Origin of the sequence: Pseudomonas sp. BIGb0164 (assembly GCF_024810135.1) — a bacterium.
Classification (GTDB): Bacteria; Pseudomonadota; Gammaproteobacteria; order Pseudomonadales; family Pseudomonadaceae; genus Aquipseudomonas.
On sequence record NZ_JANUEA010000003.1, the window covers coordinates 654701 to 677421 of the forward strand.

Annotated in this window: 20 protein-coding genes; 6 read left to right on the forward strand and 14 right to left on the reverse strand. The window is 57.2% G+C overall.

Annotated features, from left to right (window positions below; translation table 11 throughout):
• Window positions 1-31: 31 nt before the first annotated feature.
• The 12 genes from atpE to rpmH all read right to left on the reverse strand — a co-directional run bounded on the left by atpE (window position 32) and on the right by rpmH (window position 10576).
• Window positions 32-289 carry a F0F1 ATP synthase subunit C gene (atpE, locus tag M2394_RS10815; protein WP_002555987.1) on the reverse strand — a complete coding sequence of 86 codons (258 nt, stop codon included), beginning with the start codon at window positions 287-289 and terminating at the stop codon, window positions 32-34.
• 133 nt (window positions 290-422) lie between these two features.
• Window positions 423-1292, reverse strand: coding sequence for a F0F1 ATP synthase subunit A (atpB, locus tag M2394_RS10820; protein WP_058424360.1), 870 nt, complete (start codon window positions 1290-1292; stop codon window positions 423-425).
• A gap of 16 nt (window positions 1293-1308) precedes the next feature.
• Window positions 1309-1716 carry a F0F1 ATP synthase subunit I gene (locus tag M2394_RS10825; RefSeq protein ID WP_071485335.1) on the reverse strand — a complete coding sequence of 136 codons (408 nt, stop codon included), beginning with the start codon at window positions 1714-1716 and terminating at the stop codon, window positions 1309-1311.
• Window positions 1717-1864: 148 nt separating this feature from the next.
• Window positions 1865-2737, reverse strand: a complete 873-nt coding sequence (locus tag M2394_RS10830) for a ParB/RepB/Spo0J family partition protein (protein ID WP_016970690.1) — start codon at window positions 2735-2737, stop codon at window positions 1865-1867.
• Between the two features lie 9 nt (window positions 2738-2746).
• The gene (locus M2394_RS10835; protein WP_176994571.1) at window positions 2747-3544 is read right to left on the reverse strand and encodes a ParA family protein; all 798 of its coding nucleotides are present in this window, start codon (window positions 3542-3544) and stop codon (window positions 2747-2749) included.
• Between the two features lie 18 nt (window positions 3545-3562).
• Entirely contained in the window at window positions 3563-4207 is a 645-nt protein-coding gene (gene rsmG, locus M2394_RS10840) for a 16S rRNA (guanine(527)-N(7))-methyltransferase RsmG (RefSeq protein WP_090401325.1), read from the reverse strand.
• Window positions 4204-6096 (reverse strand): tRNA uridine-5-carboxymethylaminomethyl(34) synthesis enzyme MnmG, encoded by a 1893-nt coding sequence (gene mnmG / locus M2394_RS10845; protein WP_259172449.1) that lies wholly within the window; start codon window positions 6094-6096, stop codon window positions 4204-4206. Before mnmG ends, rsmG begins: the two co-directional genes overlap by 4 nt.
• 551 nt (window positions 6097-6647) lie before the next feature.
• A complete protein-coding gene (gene mnmE, locus M2394_RS10850; RefSeq protein ID WP_259172450.1) occupies window positions 6648-8018 on the reverse strand; it encodes a tRNA uridine-5-carboxymethylaminomethyl(34) synthesis GTPase MnmE in 1371 nt (456 codons plus the stop codon).
• Between the two features lie 79 nt (window positions 8019-8097).
• Window positions 8098-9780 carry a membrane protein insertase YidC gene (yidC, locus tag M2394_RS10855; protein ID WP_176994575.1) on the reverse strand — a complete coding sequence of 561 codons (1683 nt, stop codon included), beginning with the start codon at window positions 9778-9780 and terminating at the stop codon, window positions 8098-8100.
• A gap of 2 nt (window positions 9781-9782) precedes the next feature.
• Entirely contained in the window at window positions 9783-10028 is a 246-nt protein-coding gene (gene yidD / locus M2394_RS10860) for a membrane protein insertion efficiency factor YidD (RefSeq protein ID WP_003213574.1), read from the reverse strand.
• Window positions 10021-10428 carry a ribonuclease P protein component gene (rnpA, locus tag M2394_RS10865; protein WP_020302575.1) on the reverse strand — a complete coding sequence of 136 codons (408 nt, stop codon included), beginning with the start codon at window positions 10426-10428 and terminating at the stop codon, window positions 10021-10023. Before rnpA ends, yidD begins: the two co-directional genes overlap by 8 nt.
• Window positions 10429-10441: 13 nt before the next feature.
• The gene (rpmH, locus tag M2394_RS10870) at window positions 10442-10576 is read right to left on the reverse strand and encodes a 50S ribosomal protein L34 (RefSeq protein WP_003213577.1); all 135 of its coding nucleotides are present in this window, start codon (window positions 10574-10576) and stop codon (window positions 10442-10444) included.
• A 586-nt stretch (window positions 10577-11162) separates the two neighbouring features.
• Between rpmH and dnaA the strand changes: the two genes are divergently transcribed.
• Genes dnaA through gyrB form a run of 4 tightly spaced genes read left to right on the forward strand, consistent with a single transcriptional unit; the run spans window position 11163 to window position 17368 of the window.
• Window positions 11163-12680 (forward strand): chromosomal replication initiator protein DnaA, encoded by a 1518-nt coding sequence (gene dnaA / locus M2394_RS10875; protein ID WP_178920920.1) that lies wholly within the window; start codon window positions 11163-11165, stop codon window positions 12678-12680.
• Window positions 12681-12718: 38 nt separating this feature from the next.
• Complete coding sequence (gene dnaN / locus M2394_RS10880) at window positions 12719-13822, forward strand: DNA polymerase III subunit beta (protein ID WP_176994578.1); 1104 nt, start codon at window positions 12719-12721, stop codon at window positions 13820-13822.
• Between the two features lie 20 nt (window positions 13823-13842).
• Complete coding sequence (recF, locus tag M2394_RS10885; RefSeq protein WP_101265038.1) at window positions 13843-14946, forward strand: DNA replication/repair protein RecF; 1104 nt, start codon at window positions 13843-13845, stop codon at window positions 14944-14946.
• A 4-nt stretch (window positions 14947-14950) separates the two neighbouring features.
• Window positions 14951-17368, forward strand: coding sequence for a DNA topoisomerase (ATP-hydrolyzing) subunit B (gene gyrB / locus M2394_RS10890; RefSeq protein ID WP_176994579.1), 2418 nt, complete (start codon window positions 14951-14953; stop codon window positions 17366-17368).
• Window positions 17369-17471: 103 nt separating this feature from the next.
• Here the strand turns inward: gyrB and M2394_RS10895 are convergent, their stop codons facing one another.
• A complete protein-coding gene (locus M2394_RS10895; RefSeq protein WP_178920918.1) occupies window positions 17472-18194 on the reverse strand; it encodes a response regulator transcription factor in 723 nt (240 codons plus the stop codon).
• A 284-nt stretch (window positions 18195-18478) separates the two neighbouring features.
• Here M2394_RS10895 and M2394_RS10900 point away from each other — a divergent pair, with 284 nt between their 5' ends.
• Window positions 18479-19414 carry a FecR domain-containing protein gene (locus tag M2394_RS10900; RefSeq protein ID WP_259172456.1) on the forward strand — a complete coding sequence of 312 codons (936 nt, stop codon included), beginning with the start codon at window positions 18479-18481 and terminating at the stop codon, window positions 19412-19414.
• 3 nt (window positions 19415-19417) lie between these two features.
• Window positions 19418-21697, forward strand: a complete 2280-nt coding sequence (locus M2394_RS10905) for a CHASE2 domain-containing protein (RefSeq protein WP_178920916.1) — start codon at window positions 19418-19420, stop codon at window positions 21695-21697.
• 181 nt (window positions 21698-21878) lie between these two features.
• Here the strand turns inward: M2394_RS10905 and M2394_RS10910 are convergent, their stop codons facing one another.
• Window positions 21879-22649, reverse strand: coding sequence for a 1-acyl-sn-glycerol-3-phosphate acyltransferase (locus M2394_RS10910; protein WP_176994582.1), 771 nt, complete (start codon window positions 22647-22649; stop codon window positions 21879-21881).
• Between the last annotated feature and the right edge of the window lie 72 nt (window positions 22650-22721).

The window sequence follows — 22721 nt, forward strand, 5'->3', positions numbered from 1 at the left end:
CATCACCCCAATCACTCGAAAAGTCGAGTGATTAGCCAGCGAGTTGACCAACGAAGGGGTTCGCGAAGGTGAAGAACAGAGCGATACCAACGCCGATCATGGTCACGGCGTCGAGCAGGCCGGCGACGATGAACATTTTAACTTGCAGCATTGGGACCATTTCTGGCTGACGCGCTGCGCCTTCCAGGAATTTGCCGCCCAGCAGGCCGAAACCAATGGCAGTACCCAGGGCGCCCAGGCCGATCAACAGTGCAACAGCGATAGCGGTTAGACCAACTACAGTTTCCATCTTTCCTCCCGACTTTTACGTCGTATGGTTTAGGTTTTTTAGATTTTAAAGCGGTAAAACAAATCGTTTCATAGCCCTGTTGGGCCACCTTCCCGTTTCACCGGGAAGGACATCAGACTAGTCGAGACTGGTCTTAATGGTTCTCTTCGTGCGCCATCGACAGGTAGACGATGGTCAGCATCATGAAGATGAAGGCCTGCAGGGTGATGATCAGGATGTGGAACACAGCCCACGCCCACTGCAGAACTACGCCCAGGCCGCTAAGCCAGAGCAGGCCGCTGCCGAACATCACAGCGATCAGGATGAACACCAGCTCGCCGGCATACATGTTGCCGAACAGTCGCAGGGCCAGGGAGATCGGCTTGGCGACCAGGGTCACGAACTCCAGCAGGAAGTTCACCGGAATCAGCAGGGCTTGAACGAAGATGTTCTTGCTGCCGAACGGGTGCAGGGTCAGTTCGCCGATGAAGCCGCCGATGCCCTTGACCTTGATGCTGTAGAAAATGATCAACGCGAACACCGACAGGGCCATGCCCAGGGTGGCGTTAGGGTCCGTGGTGGAAACCGCACGGAATGGAATGTGGTGATCGCCGGAGATCAGGATGGCCAGCTGAGGAATCCAGTCGACCGGTACCAGGTCGACGGCGTTCATCAGGAACACCCAGACGAAGATGGTCAGTGCCAGCGGTGCAATCACCGGGCTACGGCCATGGAAGCTGTCTTTCACGCTGCCATCGACGAATTCGACCAATACTTCAACGAAGTTCTGCAAAGCACCTGGCTGACCGGAAGTCGCCTTCTTTGCCGCCATGCGGAAAATCAGGACGAAGATCAGACCCAATGCGACCGACCAGCCCAGAGTATCCAGGTGGAAAGCCCAGAAACCCATTTCTTTGGCTTCTGCTGCGGAGTGGGCAAAGCCCCAGCCGCCATTGGGTAGCTGACCGAAGGTCAGGTTCTGCAAGTGGTGCTGGATATAGCCCGAAGCGGTTGTTTCTGCCATGGTTGCCTCAAACGCCCTAAGGTCTCGAAAGTCTTGTTTTCATTAGCAGGGGAGCGAACCAGCTGACCAGTTGGGTCAACACGAAGACGCCGAATACAGCCAGCGGCGCCAATGGCTTCACACCTGCAAAGGTCAGTGCAAACAGCACTGCCGTCAAAATCAGTTTCCCCGCCTCGCCGGCATAAAAGGACCGGACGATAGCCTGGGCTGCTCGGGCGCCGGAAAACCGAAAGGCCCTGTGAGCAAAATACATATTGGGCAGCAAGGCTATCAGGCCTCCGCAGAGTCCTGAATATCCGGCAACGACTCCATGCCAATACCAAAGCGCCAATGCGGCGATCAGCAAAATGACAAATTGAGCCAATAAAACCGGAAAAACGGCCAAGCGATGGAACGGCAACGTGTTTGGCGTGCGGGTTTCCATCACTCTTGCTCCTCAATGGTCGGCTGCCGGAAATCAATAACTTGGCATAATTTGTGCCGACAAAATGCGCGCAGAGTATAGGGGCGGTTCAGCCCCTATTCAACTGTCGGGTAGTGTTTTCCGATCGCGCGCTACATAAGCAAATGTTTCAGCGGATGTGGGCAAGGACGCCCTGAAGCTCATCGAGTGAGTTATATCCGATCACCAATTGCCCTTTGCCTTTCTTGCCATGGCGAATTTGCACCGCAGAGCCCAGGCGCTCGGCCAGGCGCTGCTCGAGGCGCGCGATATCCGGATCAGGTTTGGCTGTTTCGACCGGTGCAGGTTTGCCGCTGAGCCACTGGCGAACCAGGGCTTCGGTCTGACGAACGGTGAGCCCCCGTGCGACAACGTGTCGCGCCCCTTCAACCTGTTGATTTTCGGGCAAACCGAGCAAAGCACGGGCGTGGCCCATTTCCAGGTCGCCGTGGGACAACATGGTCTTGATGACTTCCGGCAGAGCGATCAGGCGCAGCAGGTTGGACACCGTCACGCGGGATTTACCCACCGCCTCGGCCACTTGCTGCTGAGTCAGCTGGAATTCCTGCTGCAGACGCTGCAACGCAATCGCTTCTTCGATCGGGTTGAGGTCTTCGCGCTGGATGTTCTCGATCAATGCCATAGCGATGGCGGTTTCATCCGGCACGTCGCGCACCATGGCCGGGATGGTTTCCTTGCCGGCCTGCTGGCTGGCGCGCCAGCGGCGTTCACCGGCGATGATCTCGAAGCGCCCACCACCGATTGGGCGTACCACGATTGGCTGCATCACGCCCTGGGCCTTGATCGAATTGGCCAGTTCCTCCAGCGCCTGGGGGTCCATGTCTCGGCGTGGCTGATATTTGCCACGCTGGATCAGGTCCAGGGGCAGGTGCTGCAACTCGCGCTCGTCGGCCTGTACCGCTTGTTCTTCAAGCGACGTGACGGTCGGACCACTCAGCAGTGCATCCAGTCCACGTCCGAGACCTCGTTTCTTGACGGCCATGGGGATTCCTTAAGTTGGCTGGGCAGCAGCGGTGCGTGAGTTGCGGCGTTGACGACGAACCATCTCGCCGGCAAGGGCCAGGTAGGCCAGTGCGCCACGGGATTGTTTGTCATACGCCAGCGCCGGCATGCCGTAACTGGGCGCTTCGGCCAAACGGATGTTGCGTGGGATCACCGTGTCGTACAACTGGTCGCCAAAGTGTTCCTTGAGCTGCGCCGACACATCGTTCATCAGGCTCAGGCGCGGATCGAACATGGTGCGCAAAAGACCTTCGATCTGCAGGTTCGGGTTGAGCAACTCGGCGATACGCTTGATGTTATCCACAAGGTCGCTCAGACCTTCCAGTGCGTAGTACTCGCACTGCATGGGGATAATCACCCCATCGGCGGCCACCAATGCATTAAGCGTGAGCATCGACAGCGACGGCGGGCAGTCGATCAAAATGTAATCGTAATTCTCGCGGATCGGCGCCAAAGCGCTGCGCAGACGGCTTTCTTTCATCTGCATTTCCAGCAGCACCACTTCCGCCGCGGTCAAGTCGCGGTTGGCCGGCAGCAGTTGATAACCACCGTGTTCGGAGAAGTGCATGGCCTGGGCCAGGTCGCACTCGCCAATCAGCAAGTCGTAGACCGAGTTTTCCAGGCCGTGTTTATCCACACCGCTACCCATGGTGGCGTTGCCCTGTGGATCAAGATCGATCAACAGCACCCGGCGCTTGGTAGCGACCAGGGATGCTGCGAGGTTGATACAGGTGGTGGTTTTGCCCACGCCACCTTTCTGGTTCGCTATCGCGAATACCTTAGCCATTCTTGCTTGTGTTCCCAATCATGCCGTGCGGCGCAGTATCAGCAGATGGCGTTGGCCTTGGCAACCGGGTACGGCCAAGGCGTGTTCGCTATCGAGGTGGAAGTCTGCCGGCAATGCTAACAGCTCATCGCTTGGATGGACGCCCTTCATTGCCAGCCAGCGGGTGTCGCGGTCGCCCAGGTGGCGAGTCCAGTTGCTGAAGTTCTCCATGCTGCTGAACGCCCGGGAAACAATTCCGTTGAAAGGCTGTTCAGGCGTGAAGGCTTCGACGCGACTGTGGATAACTTGCAGGTTATCCAGCTTGAGTTCGAGTTTGACCTGGGTCAGGAAGCGGGTTTTCTTGCCGTTGCTGTCCAGGCAAGTCACTTGGGACTCGGGAAACAGGATCGCCAGTGGAATACCCGGCATGCCGCCGCCACTGCCCACGTCGAGCCAGCGGCCGTTTTCGATGAATGGCATCACGCTCAAACTGTCGAGCAAGTGGCGGGACACCATTTCGTCCGGATCACGCACGGCAGTCAGGTTGTAAGCCTTGTTCCACTTGATCAACAGGGCCAGGTAACCCAGCAGCAGTTCGTGCTGGGCTGCAGTCAGGTCAACGCCCAACTGGCGCGCACCTGTGGATAACTCTTCGGCGTGTTGCGAGGTGACCAACGAACTCAAGCGCTTTGCTCCAACTGACGGCCCGCGCCGCGTTTTTTCAAATGAATCATCAATAGCGAAATGGCTGCCGGGGTGACGCCGGGAATACGTGAAGCCTGGCCCAGTGTCTCTGGACGAGTTATCCCCAGCTTGCTTTGAATCTCTTTCGACAACCCGGAAATCCCGGTGTAGTCGATATCCGCAGGCAGCTTGGTGTCTTCACTGGCGCGCAGACGAGCAATCTCATCCTGTTGGCGATCAATGTAACCGGCGTATTTGGTCTTGATTTCGACCTGTTCCGCGACCTGTGGATCTTGCGCGCCATTGCCTGTCACTTCGACCAGACCAGCGTAGTCGATTTCCGGACGAGACAGCAGGTTCAGCAAGTTGTATTCGTGAGTCAGCGGCGTGCCGAATTTTTCGGCGATCGCATCGCCCTGCTCCGTACCGGGGCGAACCCAGGTGCTTTTCAAGCGTTGCTCTTCCAGCTCGATGCTTTCGCGCTTTTTGCAGAAGGCAGCCCAACGCACGTCGTCGACCAAGCCCAACTCGCGACCTTTTTCGGTCAAACGCAGGTCGGCGTTGTCTTCGCGCAGGATCAGACGGTATTCCGCCCGCGAAGTGAACATCCGATACGGTTCCTGGGTACCCAGAGTAATCAGGTCGTCGACCAACACGCCGATGTACGCTTCATCGCGACGCGGGCACCAGCTGTCTTTGCCCTGGGCGCGCAATGCTGCGTTGGTCCCGGCCAGCAAACCTTGGGCGCCGGCTTCTTCGTAACCGGTGGTGCCGTTGATTTGCCCAGCGAAGAACAGGCCGCCGATCACTTTGGTTTCCAGGCTGTACTTCAGGTCACGCGGGTCGAAGTAGTCGTATTCGATGGCATAGCCCGGGCGCACGATGTGGGCATTTTCCATACCGCGAATCGACTGCACGATCTGGATTTGCACGTCAAACGGCAAGGAAGTGGAAATCCCGTTCGGGTACAGCTCGTGGGTGGTCAAGCCTTCGGGCTCGATGAAGACCTGGTGGCTTTGCTTGTCGGCAAAGCGGTGGATCTTGTCTTCAATCGACGGACAATAGCGTGGACCAATACCTTCGATCACCCCGGAATACATCGGCGAACGGTCGAGGTTCGCAGCAATGATTTCGTGGGTGCGGGCGTTGGTGTGGGTAATCCAGCAGCTGACTTGTTTCGGATGCTGCTCTTTGGACCCCATGAACGACATCACGGGGATAGGCGTATCACCGGCTTGCTCGGTCATTACCGAGAAATCCACAGAACGCCCGTCAATACGCGGCGGGGTCCCGGTTTTCAGGCGGCCGACACGCAGCGGCAATTCACGCAGGCGTTTTGCCAGGGCAATCGAGGGCGGATCACCAGCGCGGCCGCCGGAATAGTTCTGCATGCCGATGTGGATAAGTCCGCCGAGGAACGTACCGGTGGTCAATACCACGGATTCCGCGAAGAAACGCAGGCCCATCTGGGTCACAACACCGCGCACCTGATCCTGTTCGACGATCAGGTCATCGGCGGCCTGTTGAAATATCCACAGGTTCGGCTGGTTTTCCAGGGTTTCGCGGACCGCGGCCTTGTACAGGATACGGTCGGCTTGAGCCCGAGTCGCGCGCACGGCCGGGCCTTTGCGGCTGTTCAGCACGCGAAATTGAATACCACCCTTGTCGGTAGCCATGGCCATCACGCCGCCGAGGGCGTCGATTTCTTTGACCAAATGGCTTTTGCCGATCCCACCAATGGCGGGGTTGCAACTCATCGCACCGAGGGTTTCCACGTTATGCGTCAGCAACAGGGTTTTTACGCCCATGCGTGCTGACGCCAGTGCTGCCTCGGTACCGGCATGACCGCCGCCGATGACGATCACTTCAAAACGGGAAGGGAAATCCACCACGCACCTCGTGCCTGCTTATGTAGGTAATCAGGAATTGTTTGTTGAAAGGGTTTTAGAGCTTTGGCGGCAAGTATAGGGACTTAGCCCTTCCTAAAGAACCCTTTGCACAAAATTTAACCAGCTGTGGATGAATCACAGACAATAGAAATTAAAAGAGAGAAATTTATTAAATCTTTGTTTTTATGTTTATTTCTACTGACCTACATTTCTGTGGATAGATTTACACAGCCCTTTATTTACGTGGTGTACAGCGATTCAAAAGTCTGTGGTCATGTGCCAATGAGGCCCTTGGATAAGTGCTCTAAGCCTGTGGATGAAAGAGGTGGTTATCCACAGTCGGGTTTTTACTCAGGTTTCAGGCCCTGTTATCAACTGGGCACAGAGGCGGTTATTCACAGGGCTTAATCCACAGAAATTCACTTCCTGGGCCAAATGGCGTCCACGCGAATGCCTCCAAAGTCTTGGTGACGGAAGGAAAATTCGGGAGGTGTCGGGCGAAAGGGGGAGAACAGACAGGCACGAATGGCCTGTCTGTGGATAACGAAAGGTTATTTACCGATGCAAAAGCTGGAAAAGATTCGTCCGAGCAAGTCATCAGAGCTGAATGCCCCGGTGATTTCCCCCAACAGTTGCTGTGCTTGACGCAGATCCTCGGCCAACAGCTCTCCAGCACCTGCCAGGGTCAGCTGCGCCCGACCGTGCTCCAACGCCGCGCTGGCGTGTCGCAGGGCTTCCAGGTGCCTACGGCGTGCACTGAAGCTGCTCTCCGAGGTCTGCTCGTATCCCATGCAGGCCTTGAGGTGCTCACGGAGCAATTCCAGGCCTTCGCCGGCCGCCTTGGCACTCAAGCTGATGGTGACATGCCCGTCCGCACTGGTTTCCATCGCGATGGCTTCACCGGTCAGGTCCGCCTTGTTGCGGATCAAGGTGACTTTGGCCGGGTCCGGCCTTTGCTCAAGAAATTCCGGCCACAATGCAAAGGGATCTACAGCCTCAGGCGCCGTGGCATCCACCACCAACAGCACGCGATCCGCTTCACCGATTGCCTTGAGCGCACGCTCCACACCAATTTTTTCCACCTGGTCATCGGTATCGCGCAAGCCGGCCGTGTCGACCACGTGCAGTGGCATGCCATCAATGTGGATATGTTCACGCAGGACGTCCCGTGTGGTGCCGGCAATCTCGGTAACGATCGCCGCTTCACGGCCCGCCAACGCGTTCAGCAGGCTGGATTTGCCCGCATTCGGCCTGCCGGCAATTACTACCGTCATGCCGTCACGCAACAGCGCTCCTTGGCCCGCTTCACGCAGGACGGTGGATAACTCGTCGCGAACCTTGTCCAGCATCGCCAGAACGTGACCATCGGCAAGAAAGTCGATTTCTTCTTCAGGGAAATCAATGGCCGCTTCCACATAGATGCGCAGGCTGATCAGTTGCTCGGTCAGGTTATGCACACGCAGGGAAAACGCGCCCTGCAGCGAGCGCAACGCATTGCGCGCTGCCTGTGAAGAACTGGCCTCGATCAAGTCGGCAATTGCTTCGGCCTGGGCCAGATCAAGCTTGTCATTCAGGAACGCCCGCTCGCTGAATTCCCCGGGCCGTGCCAGGCGGCAACCCAATTGCAGGCAGCGCTGCAGCAGCATATCCAGCACCACCGGGCCGCCATGGCCCTGCAGTTCCAGGACATCTTCACCGGTAAACGAGTTCGGCCCCGGGAAATACAGGGCCAGGCCCTCGTCTAATACGCTTTTGTCAGCATCCAGGAAAGGGCCGTAATGGGCATAGCGCGGCTTCAGCTCGCGGCCACTGATGGCCTGGGCCGCCACGCCTGCAAGCGGCCCGGAAATTCGAACGATACCGACACCGCCGCGACCTTGAGCGGTAGCGACAGCAGCGATGGTTTCACGAGGAGCGCTCATCAGCAGGTTCCAGAACAAAAGTGACGGAAAGCAAAACGCCCCACTAGGGGGCGTCTTGAGTGGTTATCCACAGAGTAATTTACGCCGCAGCTTTTTTGGTAGCCGCTTCGATTTTACGTGTGATGTACCACTGTTGAGAGATCGACAACACGTTGTTGACCACCCAGTACAGCACCAGACCAGCAGGGAACCACAGGAAGAAGAAGGTGAAGATGATTGGCATCATTTTCATGACCTTGGCCTGCATCGGATCCGGTGGAGTCGGGTTCAGTCGCTGCTGGATGAACATGGTCGCGCCCATGATGATCGGCAGGATAAAGAACGGGTCTTTGATCGACAGGTCAGTTATCCACAGCATGAACGGAGCCTGGCGCATTTCTACGCTTTCCAGGAGTACCCAGTACAGCGAGAGGAACACCGGCATCTGTACGAGAATCGGCAAGCAACCGCCCAACGGGTTGATCTTCTCTTTCTTGTACAGCTCCATCATGGCCTGGGACATTTTCTGCCGGTCATCACCATGTTGTTCTTTCAGAGCCGCCAGTTTCGGAGCCACGGCACGCATGCGCGCCATCGACTTGTAGCTGGCTGCCGACAGCGGGAAGAAGATCCCTTTGATCAGCATGGTCAGGAAGATGATCGAGAAGCCCCAGTTACCCACAATGCTGTGGATATGTTGCAGCAACCAGAAGATCGGCTGGGCAATGAACCACAGGATGCCGTAGTCCACAGTCAGTTCCAGGCCTGGGGACAACTCCTTGAGTACTGCCTGGCTTTTCGGGCCGGCGTACAGGGTAGCGCTGGTTTCAGCCTTGGCGCCTGGTGCCACGGTCAACGCCGGGCCAGTAAAACCAATGATGTAGTTGCCTTGGCTGTCTTTGCGGGTTTGCACCAGATTGGCTTCACCCTTGTTCGGGATCCAAGCGGTCACGAAGTAGTGTTGCAACCAGGCAACCCAGCCACCTTGCACGGTTTCTTTCAGCGCGCCCTTGTCGATATCTTTCATCGACACTTTTTTGTACGGCTCGCTACTTGTCCACAGGGCGGCGCCCAAGTAAGTCGCGGTGCCGGTGGCAGTGCTGGAAGAAGGATCGGCGCTGTTGTCACGCTTCAATTGGGCAAACAGGTTGCCGGTCCATGCCTTGTCGCTTTCGTTGTCGATCAGGTAAGTGACCTTCAAGTCGTACAAACCACGGGTGAAGCTGAAACGCTTGATGTAATTGACGCCGTCGAGGCTGAATTTCAGGTCGACGTTCAACTGGTTCTGGCCATCAGCCAGTTGGTAAGTCTTCTGTTCGGTCGAATAAACCGGACGACCGGTCGCACGTGCATCCGGACCGTTGGTGCCGGTCAGGCCACTTTGTGCCAGATAAATACGTTCGCCACCGTTATCGAACAGTTGGAACGGAACATCCGGGTGATCCTGACGACGTGGATACAGCGGCAGCTTCAGCTGGGCGATATCACCACCTTGTGGGTCGATTGCCAGGTCGAGCACATCCGTTTTTACGTGGATGAGGTCTTTATTGGTGATAACCGGCGTTTCAACTGGGGTGCTGGTATCGGCATTCGCGCTGGGTACATCGGCACTGGCGGAAGCATTGTTACCCAACGGGGTGTCCGGAATAGCCGGCGCAGCCTGATTGGTAGCAACATTCTGAGTCGGCAGGGCAGCCTGGCCATAGTCCTGGTTCCAATTAAGAACCATGACGTAGGACACGATTGCCAGGGCGACGATCAGGATCGTGCGTTTAATATCCATGATTACTCGGCCATCGAAGAAGAACGGGAGGTAGGGATAGGTGGAACCGGGTCATAACCACCGGGATTCCACGGATGACAGCGACCTAAACGACGAAAGGTCAGCCAGCCACCGCGCAGAAGACCATGATTTTCTATGGCCTCTAACGCGTAGCAAGAACAACTGGGGTAGAAACGACAGTGGTTGGCCATCAGAGGACTAATGGCGTAGCGATAAAACTGGATCGGAACGAGGGCCAGTTTACGCATCAAGGCTGTCTACCCCTACAGTTTCGGTGCTGACTGCTGGTGCTGGCTTGTGGGTACGCGCCAAACGTTTCCAGAGCTTGCCGAAATGCTGAATCAATTCGGGGTTTTCTACATCCCCCAAGCCTTTGCGCGCGACGATAACAATATCCCAACCAACCAGAGTGTCCTGGTGGAGGCGAAACGATTCGCGCATCAGACGCTTGAGGCGATTGCGCTCAACGGAGAGCTTTACGCTCTTCTTGCCAATCACCAACCCGAGACGGGGGTGATCAAGATCGTTGTTACGCGCAAGGAGCAGGAGATTTTTCCCCGGAACCTTGCCGGTGGGGGAGTCAAAGACTGCCTTGAAGTGCCGGGGGGTTAGCAGACGCTTTTCCCGACTGAAGTCCTGACTCACCACCAGTACCGGATTATCAAACTGCCAGACGCGCACGACCTTTGGCGCGGCGACGCGACAGGACTGCACGGCCGTTCTTGGTAGCCATGCGAGCACGGAAACCGTGGGTACGGGCGCGTTTGATGGTGCTTGGTTGGAAAGTACGTTTCATGGCGTTGTTACCTGGTTCGTCCACAACGGGCCGGAATGGCCCCCGTTTTAAGAGACCGGCGATTCTAGAGAAAGCAAGCCTCTAGGTCAATTTCCAACCAGCTTTTCCTTTAATTAGATCTCTAACGGTCAGGAAGCTCTTTTCTGTGTGCCTGCCTTTCATGTGCTTGGGCATAGATATAAAAATAAAGAAGGAAGTTATTTAAAGCTTTTCTGTAAAGCTTATAAAAGCTAGAGAACAGATCGTCTGTGGATAACTGCATTGAGGCTAGATTCTACGTGCTGTACAGAGAATGACAACTACGGGGGAAAACGGTGCTCTCCCTGTGCTGCGCTGTCGGATAAGCTGTGGGTGAAACAGGTTGTTATCCACAGGCCAGTTACCCACAGACTTTCGACCCCACTTGTACAACGAGCTCAGGCGCGCTTATCCACAGAGCTTATGCACAGACCATTGGTCGTATTTTTTGTGGTTAAGGCATTGATTTTGGGTGTGCTGTGAGCAACCTACATGTGGATAAGTGGGCGTCTCGCCGCTACAATGGCGGCTGTTTTTGCCTCACCGGCTTTCAACTTAGGGGATATCCGTGTCAGTGGAACTTTGGCAGCAGTGCGTGGAGCTTTTGCGCGATGAGCTGCCTGCCCAGCAATTCAACACCTGGATCCGTCCGCTACAGGTCGAAGCCGAAGGCGACGAGTTGCGTGTCTACGCGCCGAATCGTTTTGTTCTCGACTGGGTCAACGAGAAGTACCTGAGCCGCGTTCTCGAATTGCTCGACGAACATGGCAACGGACTCGCGCCTGCGCTTTCCTTATTAATAGGCAGCAAACGTAGTTCCGCACCTCGCGCCGCACCCAATGCACCGCTGGCTGCTGCTGCATCGCAAGCCCAGGTAGCGACCGCTCCGGTTGCCACCCCGCCTGCCCCGGCACCTGCGGCGTCAAAATCTGCTGCGCAGAAGAATGCTCCAGAGCACGAAGAGCCGTCCCGCGACAGCTTTGACCCGATGGCCGGCGCCAGCTCACAACAGGCCCCGGTGCGTGCCGAACAACGCACTGTCCAAGTCGAAGGCGCGCTCAAGCACACCAGCTATCTGAATCGCACCTTTACCTTTGAGAATTTCGTCGAAGGTAAATCCAACCAGTTGGCCCGCGCGGCTGCCTGGCAAGTCGCCGACAACCCCAAGCACGGTTACAACCCGCTCTTCCTTTATGGCGGCGTAGGCTTGGGTAAGACGCACTTGATGCACGCTGTGGGTAACCACCTATTAAAGAAGAACCCGAATGCCAAGGTCGTGTACCTGCACTCGGAGCGCTTCGTGGCTGACATGGTCAAGGCCTTGCAGCTCAACGCAATCAACGAGTTCAAGCGGTTCTACCGCTCCGTTGATGCCTTGCTGATCGATGACATTCAATTCTTTGCGCGCAAGGAACGTTCCCAGGAAGAGTTCTTCCATACCTTCAACGCCCTGCTCGAAGGTGGCCAGCAGGTCATCTTGACCAGTGACCGGTACCCGAAGGAAATCGAAGGCCTGGAAGAACGCTTGAAATCCCGTTTCGGTTGGGGCCTGACCGTTGCGGTCGAGCCGCCAGAATTGGAAACCCGCGTTGCGATCCTGATGAAGAAGGCCGACCAGGCCAAAGTCGATCTGCCACACGATGCGGCATTCTTCATTGCCCAACGCATTCGCTCCAACGTGCGTGAACTGGAAGGCGCGCTCAAGCGCGTCATCGCTCACTCGCACTTCATGGGCCGCGACATCACCATCGAGCTGATTCGCGAATCCCTGAAAGACTTGTTGGCGCTGCAAGACAAGCTGGTGAGTGTGGATAACATCCAGCGCACCGTGGCCGAATACTACAAGATCAAGATTTCCGACCTGCTGTCCAAGCGCCGCTCGCGCTCGGTCGCACGTCCTCGTCAGGTGGCCATGGCACTCTCCAAAGAGCTGACCAACCACAGCCTGCCGGAAATCGGTGATGTGTTTGGCGGTCGCGATCACACCACGGTCTTGCACGCGTGCCGCAAGATCAACGAACTTAAGGAATCCGACGCGGATATTCGCGAGGACTACAAGAACCTGCTGCGTACACTGACTACTTGATGACACCAGCGCAGCTTATTAAGGCAAGGGACTAGACCATGCATTTCACCATTCAACGCGAAGCCCTGTTGAAACCCCTGCAACTGGTCGCAGGCGTCGTCGAGCGCCGACAGACCTTGCCGGTGCTCTCCAACGTATTGCTGGTGGTCGAAGGCCAGCAACTGTCCCTGACCGGTACCGACTTGGAAGTCGAGCTGGTCGGTCGTGTACAGCTGGAAGAACCCGCCGAACCTGGCGAGATCACCGTACCGGCGCGCAAGCTGATGGATATCTGCAAGAGCTTGCCGAACGATGCGCTGATCGACATCAAGGTCGATGAAGCCAAATTGGTCGTCAAGGCCGGTCGCAGCCGCTTCACCTTGTCCACGCTGCCAGCCAACGATTTCCCGACGGTGGAAGAAGGCCCAGGCTCGCTGACGTGCAGCCTGGAGCAAAGCAAGCTGCGTCGTTTGATCGAACGCACCAGCTTCGCGATGGCCCAGCAGGACGTGCGTTACTACCTCAATGGCATGCTGCTGGAAGTGTCCGAAGGCATTATCCGCGCTGTGGCTACAGACGGCCACCGCCTGGCGATGTGCTCGATGCGCGCTGACATTGGTCAGCCTGACCGCCACCAGGTCATCGTGCCGCGTAAAGGTATCCTGGAGCTGGCTCGCTTGCTCACTGAACCAGAAGGCATTGTCAGCATCGTGCTGGGCCAGCACCACATCCGCGCAACCACCGGCGAGTTCACCTTCACTTCCAAGCTGGTCGACGGCAAGTTCCCGGACTACGAGCGCGTTCTGCCTAAAGGCGGTGACAAGCTGGTACTCGGTGATCGCCAAGCCCTGCGTGAAGCGTTCAGCCGTACTGCGATCCTGTCGAACGAGAAGTACCGAGGTATCCGCCTGCAACTGGCCAATGGTCAGTTGAAAATCCAGGCCAACAACCCGGAGCAGGAAGAAGCGGAAGAAGAAGTGGGCGTCGACTACAACGGCGGTTCACTGGAAATCGGCTTCAACGTGAGCTACTTGCTCGACGTGCTGGGTGTGATGACCACCGAACAGGTTCGCCTCATTTTGTCCGACTCCAACAGCAGTGCCCTGGTGCAAGAATCTGATAACGACGACTCGGCTTACGTTGTCATGCCGATGCGCCTGTAATCATGCCCAGCAGAAGCTAGATGTCCCTCAGTCGCGTCTCGGTCACCGCGGTGCGCAATTTGCACCCGGTGACCTTCTCCCCCTCCCCCCGCATCAACATCCTCCACGGTGCCAACGGCAGTGGCAAAACCAGCGTGCTGGAAGCCATTCACCTGCTGGGGCTTGCTCGTTCCTTTCGCAGTGCTCGCCTGTTACCGGTGATTCAGTACGAACAATTGGCGTGCACAGTGTTTGGCCAGGTTGAACTGGCTGAAGGTGGGCACAGCGCCCTGGGGATATCCCGTGATCGTGGCGGGGAGTTTCAGATTCGTATCGATGGTCAAAACGCGCGCAGTGCGGCGCAGTTGGCAGAAATCCTGCCTTTGCAATTGATCAACCCCGACAGCTTCCGGTTGTTGGAAGGCGCCCCAAAAATCCGCAGACAATTCCTCGATTGGGGAGTGTTCCACGTGGAACCGCGTTTCATGGCCACTTGGCAGCGCCTGCAGAAGGCCCTGCGGCAGCGGAACTCATGGCTGCGGCATGGTACACTTGACGCCGCTTCGCAAGCGGCCTGGGACCGGGAACTGTGCCTGGCCAGCGATGAAATAGATGAATACCGACGCGCCTATATCAAAGCCTTGAAACCAGTCTTTGAGCAGACCTTGAGTGAGCTATTGGATCTCGAGGGGCTGACGCTGAGCTACTACCGTGGTTGGGACAAAGAGCGTGAACTGAGTGCGGTGCTCGCCACGTCCCTGCAACGGGATCAGCAAATTGGCCACACCCAGGCCGGACCCCAACGGGCTGACTTGCGCCTTAGACTAGGCGCACACAATGCCGCGGATATCTTGTCCCGTGGCCAGCAGAAGTTGGTGGTGTGTGCACTGCGTATTGCCCAGGGCCACCTGGTTAGCCAGGCTCGGCGCGGTCAATGTATTTATCTGGTGGATGACTTGCCGTCAGAACTCGACGAGCAACACCGCCGTGCGTTATGCCGCTTGTTGGAAGACTTACGCTGCCAGGTGTTTATCACCTGTGTAGACCACGAATTATTGAGGGAAGGCTGGCAGACGGAAACGCCAGTCGCTTTGTTCCACGTGGAACAGGGCCGTATCACCCAGACCCACGACCATCGGGAGTGAAGGCATGAGCGAAGAAAACACGTACGACTCGACCAGCATTAAAGTGCTGAAAGGTTTGGATGCCGTACGCAAACGTCCCGGTATGTACATCGGCGACACCGATGATGGTAGCGGTCTGCACCACATGGTGTTCGAGGTGGTCGATAACTCGATCGACGAAGCTCTGGCCGGTTACTGCGACGATATCAGCATCATCATCCACCCGGACGAGTCCATCACCGTGCGTGACAACGGTCGTGGCATTCCGGTAGACGTGCACAAAGAAGAAGGCGTTTCGGCGGCAGAGGTCATCATGACCGTGCTCCACGCCGGCGGTAAGTTCGACGATAACTCCTATAAAGTTTCCGGTGGTTTGCACGGTGTAGGTGTTTCGGTAGTAAACGCCCTCTCCGAAGAACTGGTGTTGACTGTTCGCCGCAGCGGCAAGATCTGGGAACAGACCTACGTGCACGGTGTGCCCCAAGCACCGATGGCCATCGTGGGCGACAGTGAAACCACCGGTACCCAGATTCACTTCAAGGCCTCCAGCGAGACCTTTAAGAATATCCATTTCAGCTGGGACATCCTGGCCAAGCGTATTCGTGAGCTGTCCTTCCTGAACTCCGGTGTGGGTATCGTCCTTAAAGACGAGCGCAGCGGTAAGGAAGAGCTGTTCAAGTACGAAGGTGGCCTGCGTGCGTTCGTTGAATACCTGAACACCAACAAGACTGCGGTCAACCAGGTATTCCACTTCAACATCCAGCGTGAAGACGGCATCGGCGTTGAAATCGCTCTGCAGTGGAACGACAGCTTCAACGAGAACCTGTTGTGCTTCACCAACAACATTCCGCAGCGCGATGGCGGTACTCACCTGGTGGGTTTCCGTTCCGCTCTGACGCGTAACCTGAACACTTACATCGAAGCCGAAGGCCTGGCCAAGAAGCATAAAGTTGCCACCACCGGTGACGATGCCCGCGAAGGCCTGACCGCGATTATCTCGGTTAAAGTACCGGACCCCAAGTTCAGCTCCCAGACCAAAGACAAGCTGGTGTCTTCCGAAGTGAAGACCGCAGTGGAACAAGAGATGGGCAAGTACTTCTCTGACTTCCTGCTGGAGAACCCGAACGAAGCCAAGCTGGTTGTCGGCAAGATGATCGATGCGGCACGTGCTCGTGAGGCGGCGCGTAAAGCCCGTGAGATGACCCGCCGTAAAGGTGCGCTGGATATCGCTGGCCTGCCGGGCAAATTGGCCGACTGCCAGGAGAAGGACCCTGCCCTCTCCGAACTGTACCTGGTGGAAGGTGACTCTGCTGGCGGTTCCGCCAAGCAGGGTCGTAACCGTCGCACCCAGGCCATCCTGCCGTTGAAGGGTAAGATCCTCAACGTCGAGAAAGCGCGCTTCGACAAGATGATTTCCTCCCAGGAGGTTGGCACCTTGATCACGGCGTTGGGTTGCGGTATCGGCCGCGAAGAGTACAACATCGACAAGCTGCGCTATCACAACATCATCATCATGACCGATGCTGACGTCGACGGTTCGCACATTCGTACCCTGCTGCTGACCTTCTTCTTCCGTCAGTTGCCGGAGCTGATCGAACGCGGCTACATCTACATCGCCCAGCCGCCGCTGTACAAAGTCAAAAAGGGTAAGCAAGAGCAATACATCAAAGACGACGACGCCATGGAAGAGTACATGACGCAGTCGGCCCTGGAAGATGCCAGCTTGCACCTGAACGATGAAGCCCCGGGGATTTCCGGTGAGGCGCTGGAGCGCTTGGTTAACGACTTCCGCATGGTGATGAAGACCCTCAAGCGTCTGTCGCGCCTGTATCCGCAGGAGCTGACCGAGCACTTCATCTACCTGCCGGCCGTCAGCCTCGAACAGTTGGGCGATCATGCAGCAATGCAGGATTGGCTGGCCCAGTACGAAGTACGCCTGCGCACCGTAGAGAAGTCTGGCCTGGTGTACAAAGCCAGCCTGCGTGAAGACCGTGAACGTAACGTATGGCTGCCAGAGGTCGAACTGATCTCCCACGGCCTGTCGAACTACGTCACCTTCAACCGCGACTTCTTTGGTAGCAACGACTACAAAACCGTGGTGACCCTGGGCGCGCAACTGAGCACCCTGCTGGACGACGGCGCTTACATCCAACGTGGCGAACGCAAGAAGCAGGTCAAAGAATTCAAGGAAGCTCTTGACTGGCTGATGGCCGAAAGCACCAAGCGCCACACCATCCAGCGATACAAAGGTCTGGGTGAAATGAACCCGGATCAACTGTGGGAAACCACCATGGACCCAAGTCAGCGTCGCATGCTGCGCGTGACCATCGAAGACGCCATTGGCGCAGACCAGATCTTCAACACCCTGATGGGTGATGCGGTCGAACCTCGCCGTGACTTCATCGAAAGCAACGCATTGGCGGTTTCCAACCTGGACTTCTGATCAGACGAACCGGCAAAACAAAAAGGCCAACGCTTAGCGTTGGCCTTTTTTATTGGTCGTTTGAATGAGCATTTTTGAAATGCTCCACGTGGAACATCCCCGTTTACCCAGGAGTCGTCGCAGAAACGCTTTCCAATCGATACCCGTAGCCGTAGATGGTCAGCAGTTGCCATCCGCGATCTGCGGTGAGCCCCAGCTTGTTCCGCAGGCGGTAAATATGAGTGTCCAGCGGCCGTGAAGAGACCATTTCTTCATGGGTCCAAAACCGTTCATACAAGTATTCCCGAGACAGCGGCCGAGCCAAGTTGGCAAACAAGCAGCTAGCGAGTCGATACTCTCGCTCGGTCAGGTTGATCGGTTTGCCCGCACGGGTAACGGTCAACTCGGCATCATCAAAGGTCAGGTCATTGAAGCTCTGCACTTCATGAGTGTTGGTTTTTTGCAGGCCGTGGCGGCGCAAAACGGCCGAGACCCGGGCCTTCAATTCATTGGGACGGAAGGGCTTGCTGACGTAGTCATCGGCGCCGCTGTTCAATGCGGTGACGATATCGCTCTCGGCATCACGGCTCGTCAGCATGATCACCGCAGGGGGCGATTCCATGTGTTCGCGAGTCCAGCGCAAGAGAGCAATCCCGGTGATATCGGGCAACTGCCAATCGAGTATCAGCAGGTCAAATGTTTCCCGGCGCAGTTGGCGGAGCAGGTCTTCACCGCGTTCAAAAAAATGCAGGGACCAAGGCTGTTCCGTGGTGCTGGGGATTTGTCGCAGTGTCTGTTCAACCCGACGCAATTCAGCGGGCTCGTCATCCAGTATTGCGACACGCATGGGTGGGTCCTTTCTACGAAAAAATACGGCGGCCAACTTCGGGCTAGGCTGCTCAATTACCGGCCTTTGAATCTGAAGAATTGTGGTCAGACTCAACGGTCCTATGAATCCCTCGGTAGGCTGATATCAAAGAGCCCTTAACCTACTGAAAGATTTCAAAACCGATGTAGGAAAGATACCGGCTCCCGCCCCTGAGGAAAAGGATCAGCCGACACATGCGCTGCCGTCATCCTGTGCGCGTTGGTGTCAGATGCCTTCTGGAACCCATAACCTTGATGAGCACCATGACTTCTTCCCTTAACCGAGTGCGCTATGTCCTCCCCTCATTGCTGGGTTTGGTGGTGGGGGCGGCCAGTGCTTCTGCTTTGGTGCGCCCCCCCTATGTTGATGACCAATGGTTGTGTCGAGCTCAGCCGTTACCGGCCGTTGTGCAGCACCTGACAGGAGAAGCCTGGAAGCTGGACACCAAGGGACAGTTACGCCTATTGCAGGAGGGCATGACGATTGATGAGAAAGAAGGTGTGAAAACCTCGGCGTCGGCGTTCGTTAGCCTGTTGCTGGGCGATGGATCCCGGGTGGTGCTCCCGTCCAGTTCGCAGGTGCGTTTGCATATGGTCGAGAAGCAATCGATTCCCCAGGTCATCCTGGAACAAGGCCAGGCCGAGGCCTATGTGATCAAGCGGCCCAGTGACCATGACCGGTTTCAGATCGTGACGCCCGTTGGTGTGCTGGGTGTGCGCGGTACGCACTTTCGGGTGCGGGACGATGGCGAGCAATCGGTGCTTGAGGTGCTGGATGGGCAGGTAGCGGCCAACCGAGACATCCGGAAAAAACCTAATGAAGACGAAGTAAAAGTCGGCGCACGCCAAGGCCTGCTGTTTAAGAAACAGGGTGATTTGAACGCCGTGACGCTCCTGCCCGCGCCCAAGTTAGTGGGTCAGGACGGTCAAAAAGGCGATGCACCAGTGTGGACGCTGTACGTGCGGCCCTTACCCGGCGCCCAGCGCTATCGCGCCCAAGTCGCCACCGACCAAGCCTTTATGAACATCAAGCAGGAAAACTTTTCCAGCGAGCCAAAAATGAGCTTCACTGGGCTCAAAGCATCGTTCTATCACGTGCGATTGTCGGCTTACGACGAACACGGCCTGGAGGGAATAACCGGGGTTTATGACATCTTCTACTATCCGCCCGCAACGCAGGCCAAGGCCTCTGGTGGCTAATCCATGATGCTCTGGCGCAAGGCCGAGAAACGCCAACCCACCCACGCCCAACGCCTGTTCCACGGTCTGGTCCGTGAGTGGCTGTGGATAGGTTTGCTGCTCTTGCCTATCACTGCTTACTTGTCGCTCAGCCCAGGACTGGCGCTGAACAACCCGCTGTATGACAGCCTGCGCCGCCTCACCCCGCTGCCGGTAGACCCGCGCATTCTGCTGGTCACCATTGATGACAAGAGCTTGAAAGACCTCGGCCGATGGCCTTGGCCGCGCAGCCTGCACGCAGACCTGATTGACCGCCTGAGTGCTGCACAGCCGGCAGCCATCCTGTTCGATGTGATCTTCAGCGAACCCGGTGAGCCGGCCAACGATCGGCGCCTTGCCCAATCAGTGTGCGAGGCCGGTAACGTGTTGCTGCCCCTATTGCGCGAAGACGCCACCCGCTACAGCCAACCCAGCGCACAAATACTGCCGCTGCTCAAATGTGCCAAGGGCGTAGGGCATATCAATGTCGAGGCCGACAGTGACGGCGTGGTTCGCAACCTGTACATGCGTGAAGGCCCGCCTGATGACACCACGCCGCAACTGGCGTGGATGGCGTACACACTGAGTGGCCAGGCGGACGAGATGCCAGGTGAGGCGCTGGAGCCGGTCAGTGCGCACTGGCACCGTGAACACGCCATACGTATTCCGTTCATTGGTGCCCACACGCACTTTCCGAGTGTGTCCTACGCCAGCGTCTTACGGGGTGAGGTGCCTGCTGAGCAACTGCGTGACCGGCTGATTCTGGTGGGTGCCACGGCGTCTGGCATGGGCGATCGTTTTGTCACCCCGCTATCCTCTACCGTCGGTACCACGGCTGGGGTAGAGATCCAGGCCAACGTCCTTAACGGACTGCTTCAAGGCCGAAGCATCGTCGATCTTCCTGGTTGGCTGGCTGCGTTGATGGCGACTTCGGTGGTGGCGTTGCTGCTGGGCTTGTTGCTCTACCGGCCCCGCTACGCCCTGTGGATGACCTTGGGCTGCATGGCTGCCGCATTGCTGGGCTCTTTGGCCTTGCTGCGCCTGGGCCATTGGTGGTCGCCTGCGGCGTGCCTGATTGGCCTGCTACTCAGTTACCTGATCTGGAACTGGCGCCGTCTCAGCGTGATCCTTGCCTACTTCGGGTGGGAACTGGCCCGGCTCGACAATGAGCCCAAAGTGCTTCCAGAACGCCGCCGAGCGCCCGCCAGCAAGGGCGATGTACTGCAGGCGCGTATCTTTGCCCTGGAGCAAGCCGTGAGTCGTACGCGGGACACCCGGCGCTTCATGGCCGATGGCCTCGAATGCTTGCCGGTAGCCACGCTGATTACCGACCCTCAGGGCAACATCCTGCTGGCCAACCGCATTGCCCGCGACGTATTTGGCCATGACCTGATCACCGCAAACCTGCTCGAAGAACTGGCCGACCTGGGCTACCCGCCGCTGCACAATGGCGTGCGCCCTGCCCTGTCCGCGCTGGAGTTGGTCGAGTTCCGGGACATCCACCAACGCAGCCTGCGCATGGAACTGGCCCCCATGTTGCCGGCCGACGGTGACGTCGCCCTGGGCTGGCTGCTGAGCCTCACAGACCTGAGCAAAGAACGTAACGCCCAGCAGCATCGGGAAACCATGCTGCGTTTCCTGTCCCACGACCTGCGTGCGCCCCACTCCGCGATTCTTGCGCTGCTGGATGTGCACAACGGCGAGTCCCCGGTGTTCGCCCAGATCGAGCAACAAGTGCGACGTGCCTTGAGCCTCACCGAATCTTTCGTACAGTTGGCGAAGGCCGAGGCTGACGGTTACCAGTTCCAGCCAACCCTGTTCGCCATGTTGGTGATGGATGCCTTCGACCAGGTGGCGGTCATCGCGCAGCTCAAGGGTATTCATTTGGTCCACGACCTGGATGAGGCCGACGAGGGCATGATCCTGGCCGACCAATCGCTGCTGACCCGGGCGTTGTTCAACGTGCTGGAGAATGCGATCAAGTATTCAGCATCCGGCACCACTGTCCGCTTGAGCCACGCCAGCGAGCAGGGCTGGTTGGAGTGCCGCATCAGCGACCAGGGGCCGGGGATTGCGCCAGCGGATCTACCGGAGCTGTTCAGCCAATACCGACGCTTCGATTCGGCCCAGGGCAGCGAGGGGCTTGGGTTGGGCCTGACCATGGTCAAGGCCGTGCTGGAACGTCATGGCGGACGCATTCAGTGCAAAAGTGAGCTGGGCAAAGGCACGACATTCAGCCTGCAACTGCCCTTGCTGGATGACTGAAAAACGTACTTTTCTGCTGTGCATAAAAAACCGGTCACAAGGACCGGTTTTTTAATGCTGAAAAAACTTATGCACGTTTTTCGCGATTTTATGAGGTTGAGAAATATGTAAGTAAATCAGCCTGTTATGAATCAAAAAAGCCAATTCGCCAACAAACCGTACACAGGTTATCCACAGATCCTCAAACCGCCGGCGTCTCGACCACAACCGGCTCCGGCGGCAACGATCCCATGGCCCGTTGCTGGGCTTCATTCCACGCCTGGGCACGGTCATTCAGTGCCGCAATGGCGCGCGGGCCTTCACCTTCGGCGTACATCGGCTCGCCGATTACCACCGTGATGGTGCCCTCGCGTTTGGCCCAACCGGTCTTTGGCCAGAACTTGCCAGCGTTGTGCGCAATCGGCAGCACCGGCAGGTTGGCGTTGACTGCCAGAGCAGTACCGCCGCGTGAGAACTTGCCTACGGTGCCGTAGGGAACGCGCGTACCTTCCGGGAAGATCAGTACCCAAACGTTGTCCTTGAGCAGCTCATCGCCCTTCTTGGCCACGTGCTTGAGAGCAGCCTTGGGGTTGTCACGGTCAATGGCGATCGGCCGCAGCATGGCCATGGCCCAGCCGAAGAACGGCACATACAGCAGCTCACGCTTGAGCACCTGGCTCAGGGGTGAGAAATAGGCCGAGAGAAAGAACGTCTCCCAGGTGCTCTGGTGGTTCGACAGAATCACGCAGGGCTGGTCCGGCACGTTTTCGGCCCCCTTGACCTCGAAACGGATGTTCAGGAACACCTTGGTCAGCCACAACGCGCAGCGGCACCAATAGACGTTGATAAAGCGATAGCGCGCCTTGAACGGCAGGAAGGGCGCAATAAAAAAGCTCAGGGTGCACCAGAGGAACGAACTGGTGCCCAGCAGCAGGTAAAAGAAAAAGGTTCTGATGGCCTGCAAGATCGACATGGCGGCATTTACCGTTGCGGGACACGGCCCGCCTGTTAAAAGCGCACTCCCGAACAGTCCTTGGTCAGGAAG

Coding starts and splice junctions, on each gene's coding strand:
- gyrB (WP_176994579.1), top strand. CDS start 14,951: ATGAGCGAAGAAAACACGTACGACTCGACCAGCATTAAAGTGCTGAAA.
- mnmE (WP_259172450.1), bottom strand. CDS start 8,018: ATGAGCGCTCCTCGTGAAACCATCGCTGCTGTCGCTACCGCTCAAGGT.
- atpB (WP_058424360.1), bottom strand. CDS start 1,292: ATGGCAGAAACAACCGCTTCGGGCTATATCCAGCACCACTTGCAGAAC.
- M2394_RS10835 (WP_176994571.1), bottom strand. CDS start 3,544: ATGGCTAAGGTATTCGCGATAGCGAACCAGAAAGGTGGCGTGGGCAAA.
- M2394_RS10830 (WP_016970690.1), bottom strand. CDS start 2,737: ATGGCCGTCAAGAAACGAGGTCTCGGACGTGGACTGGATGCACTGCTG.
- M2394_RS10895 (WP_178920918.1), bottom strand. CDS start 18,194: ATGCGTGTCGCAATACTGGATGACGAGCCCGCTGAATTGCGTCGGGTT.
- recF (WP_101265038.1), top strand. CDS start 13,843: ATGTCCCTCAGTCGCGTCTCGGTCACCGCGGTGCGCAATTTGCACCCG.
- dnaN (WP_176994578.1), top strand. CDS start 12,719: ATGCATTTCACCATTCAACGCGAAGCCCTGTTGAAACCCCTGCAACTG.
- M2394_RS10910 (WP_176994582.1), bottom strand. CDS start 22,649: ATGTCGATCTTGCAGGCCATCAGAACCTTTTTCTTTTACCTGCTGCTG.
- M2394_RS10905 (WP_178920916.1), top strand. CDS start 19,418: ATGATGCTCTGGCGCAAGGCCGAGAAACGCCAACCCACCCACGCCCAA.
- M2394_RS10825 (WP_071485335.1), bottom strand. CDS start 1,716: ATGGAAACCCGCACGCCAAACACGTTGCCGTTCCATCGCTTGGCCGTT.
- yidD (WP_003213574.1), bottom strand. CDS start 10,028: ATGCGTAAACTGGCCCTCGTTCCGATCCAGTTTTATCGCTACGCCATT.
- M2394_RS10900 (WP_259172456.1), top strand. CDS start 18,479: ATGACTTCTTCCCTTAACCGAGTGCGCTATGTCCTCCCCTCATTGCTG.
- atpE (WP_002555987.1), bottom strand. CDS start 289: ATGGAAACTGTAGTTGGTCTAACCGCTATCGCTGTTGCACTGTTGATC.
- rpmH (WP_003213577.1), bottom strand. CDS start 10,576: ATGAAACGTACTTTCCAACCAAGCACCATCAAACGCGCCCGTACCCAC.
- yidC (WP_176994575.1), bottom strand. CDS start 9,780: ATGGATATTAAACGCACGATCCTGATCGTCGCCCTGGCAATCGTGTCC.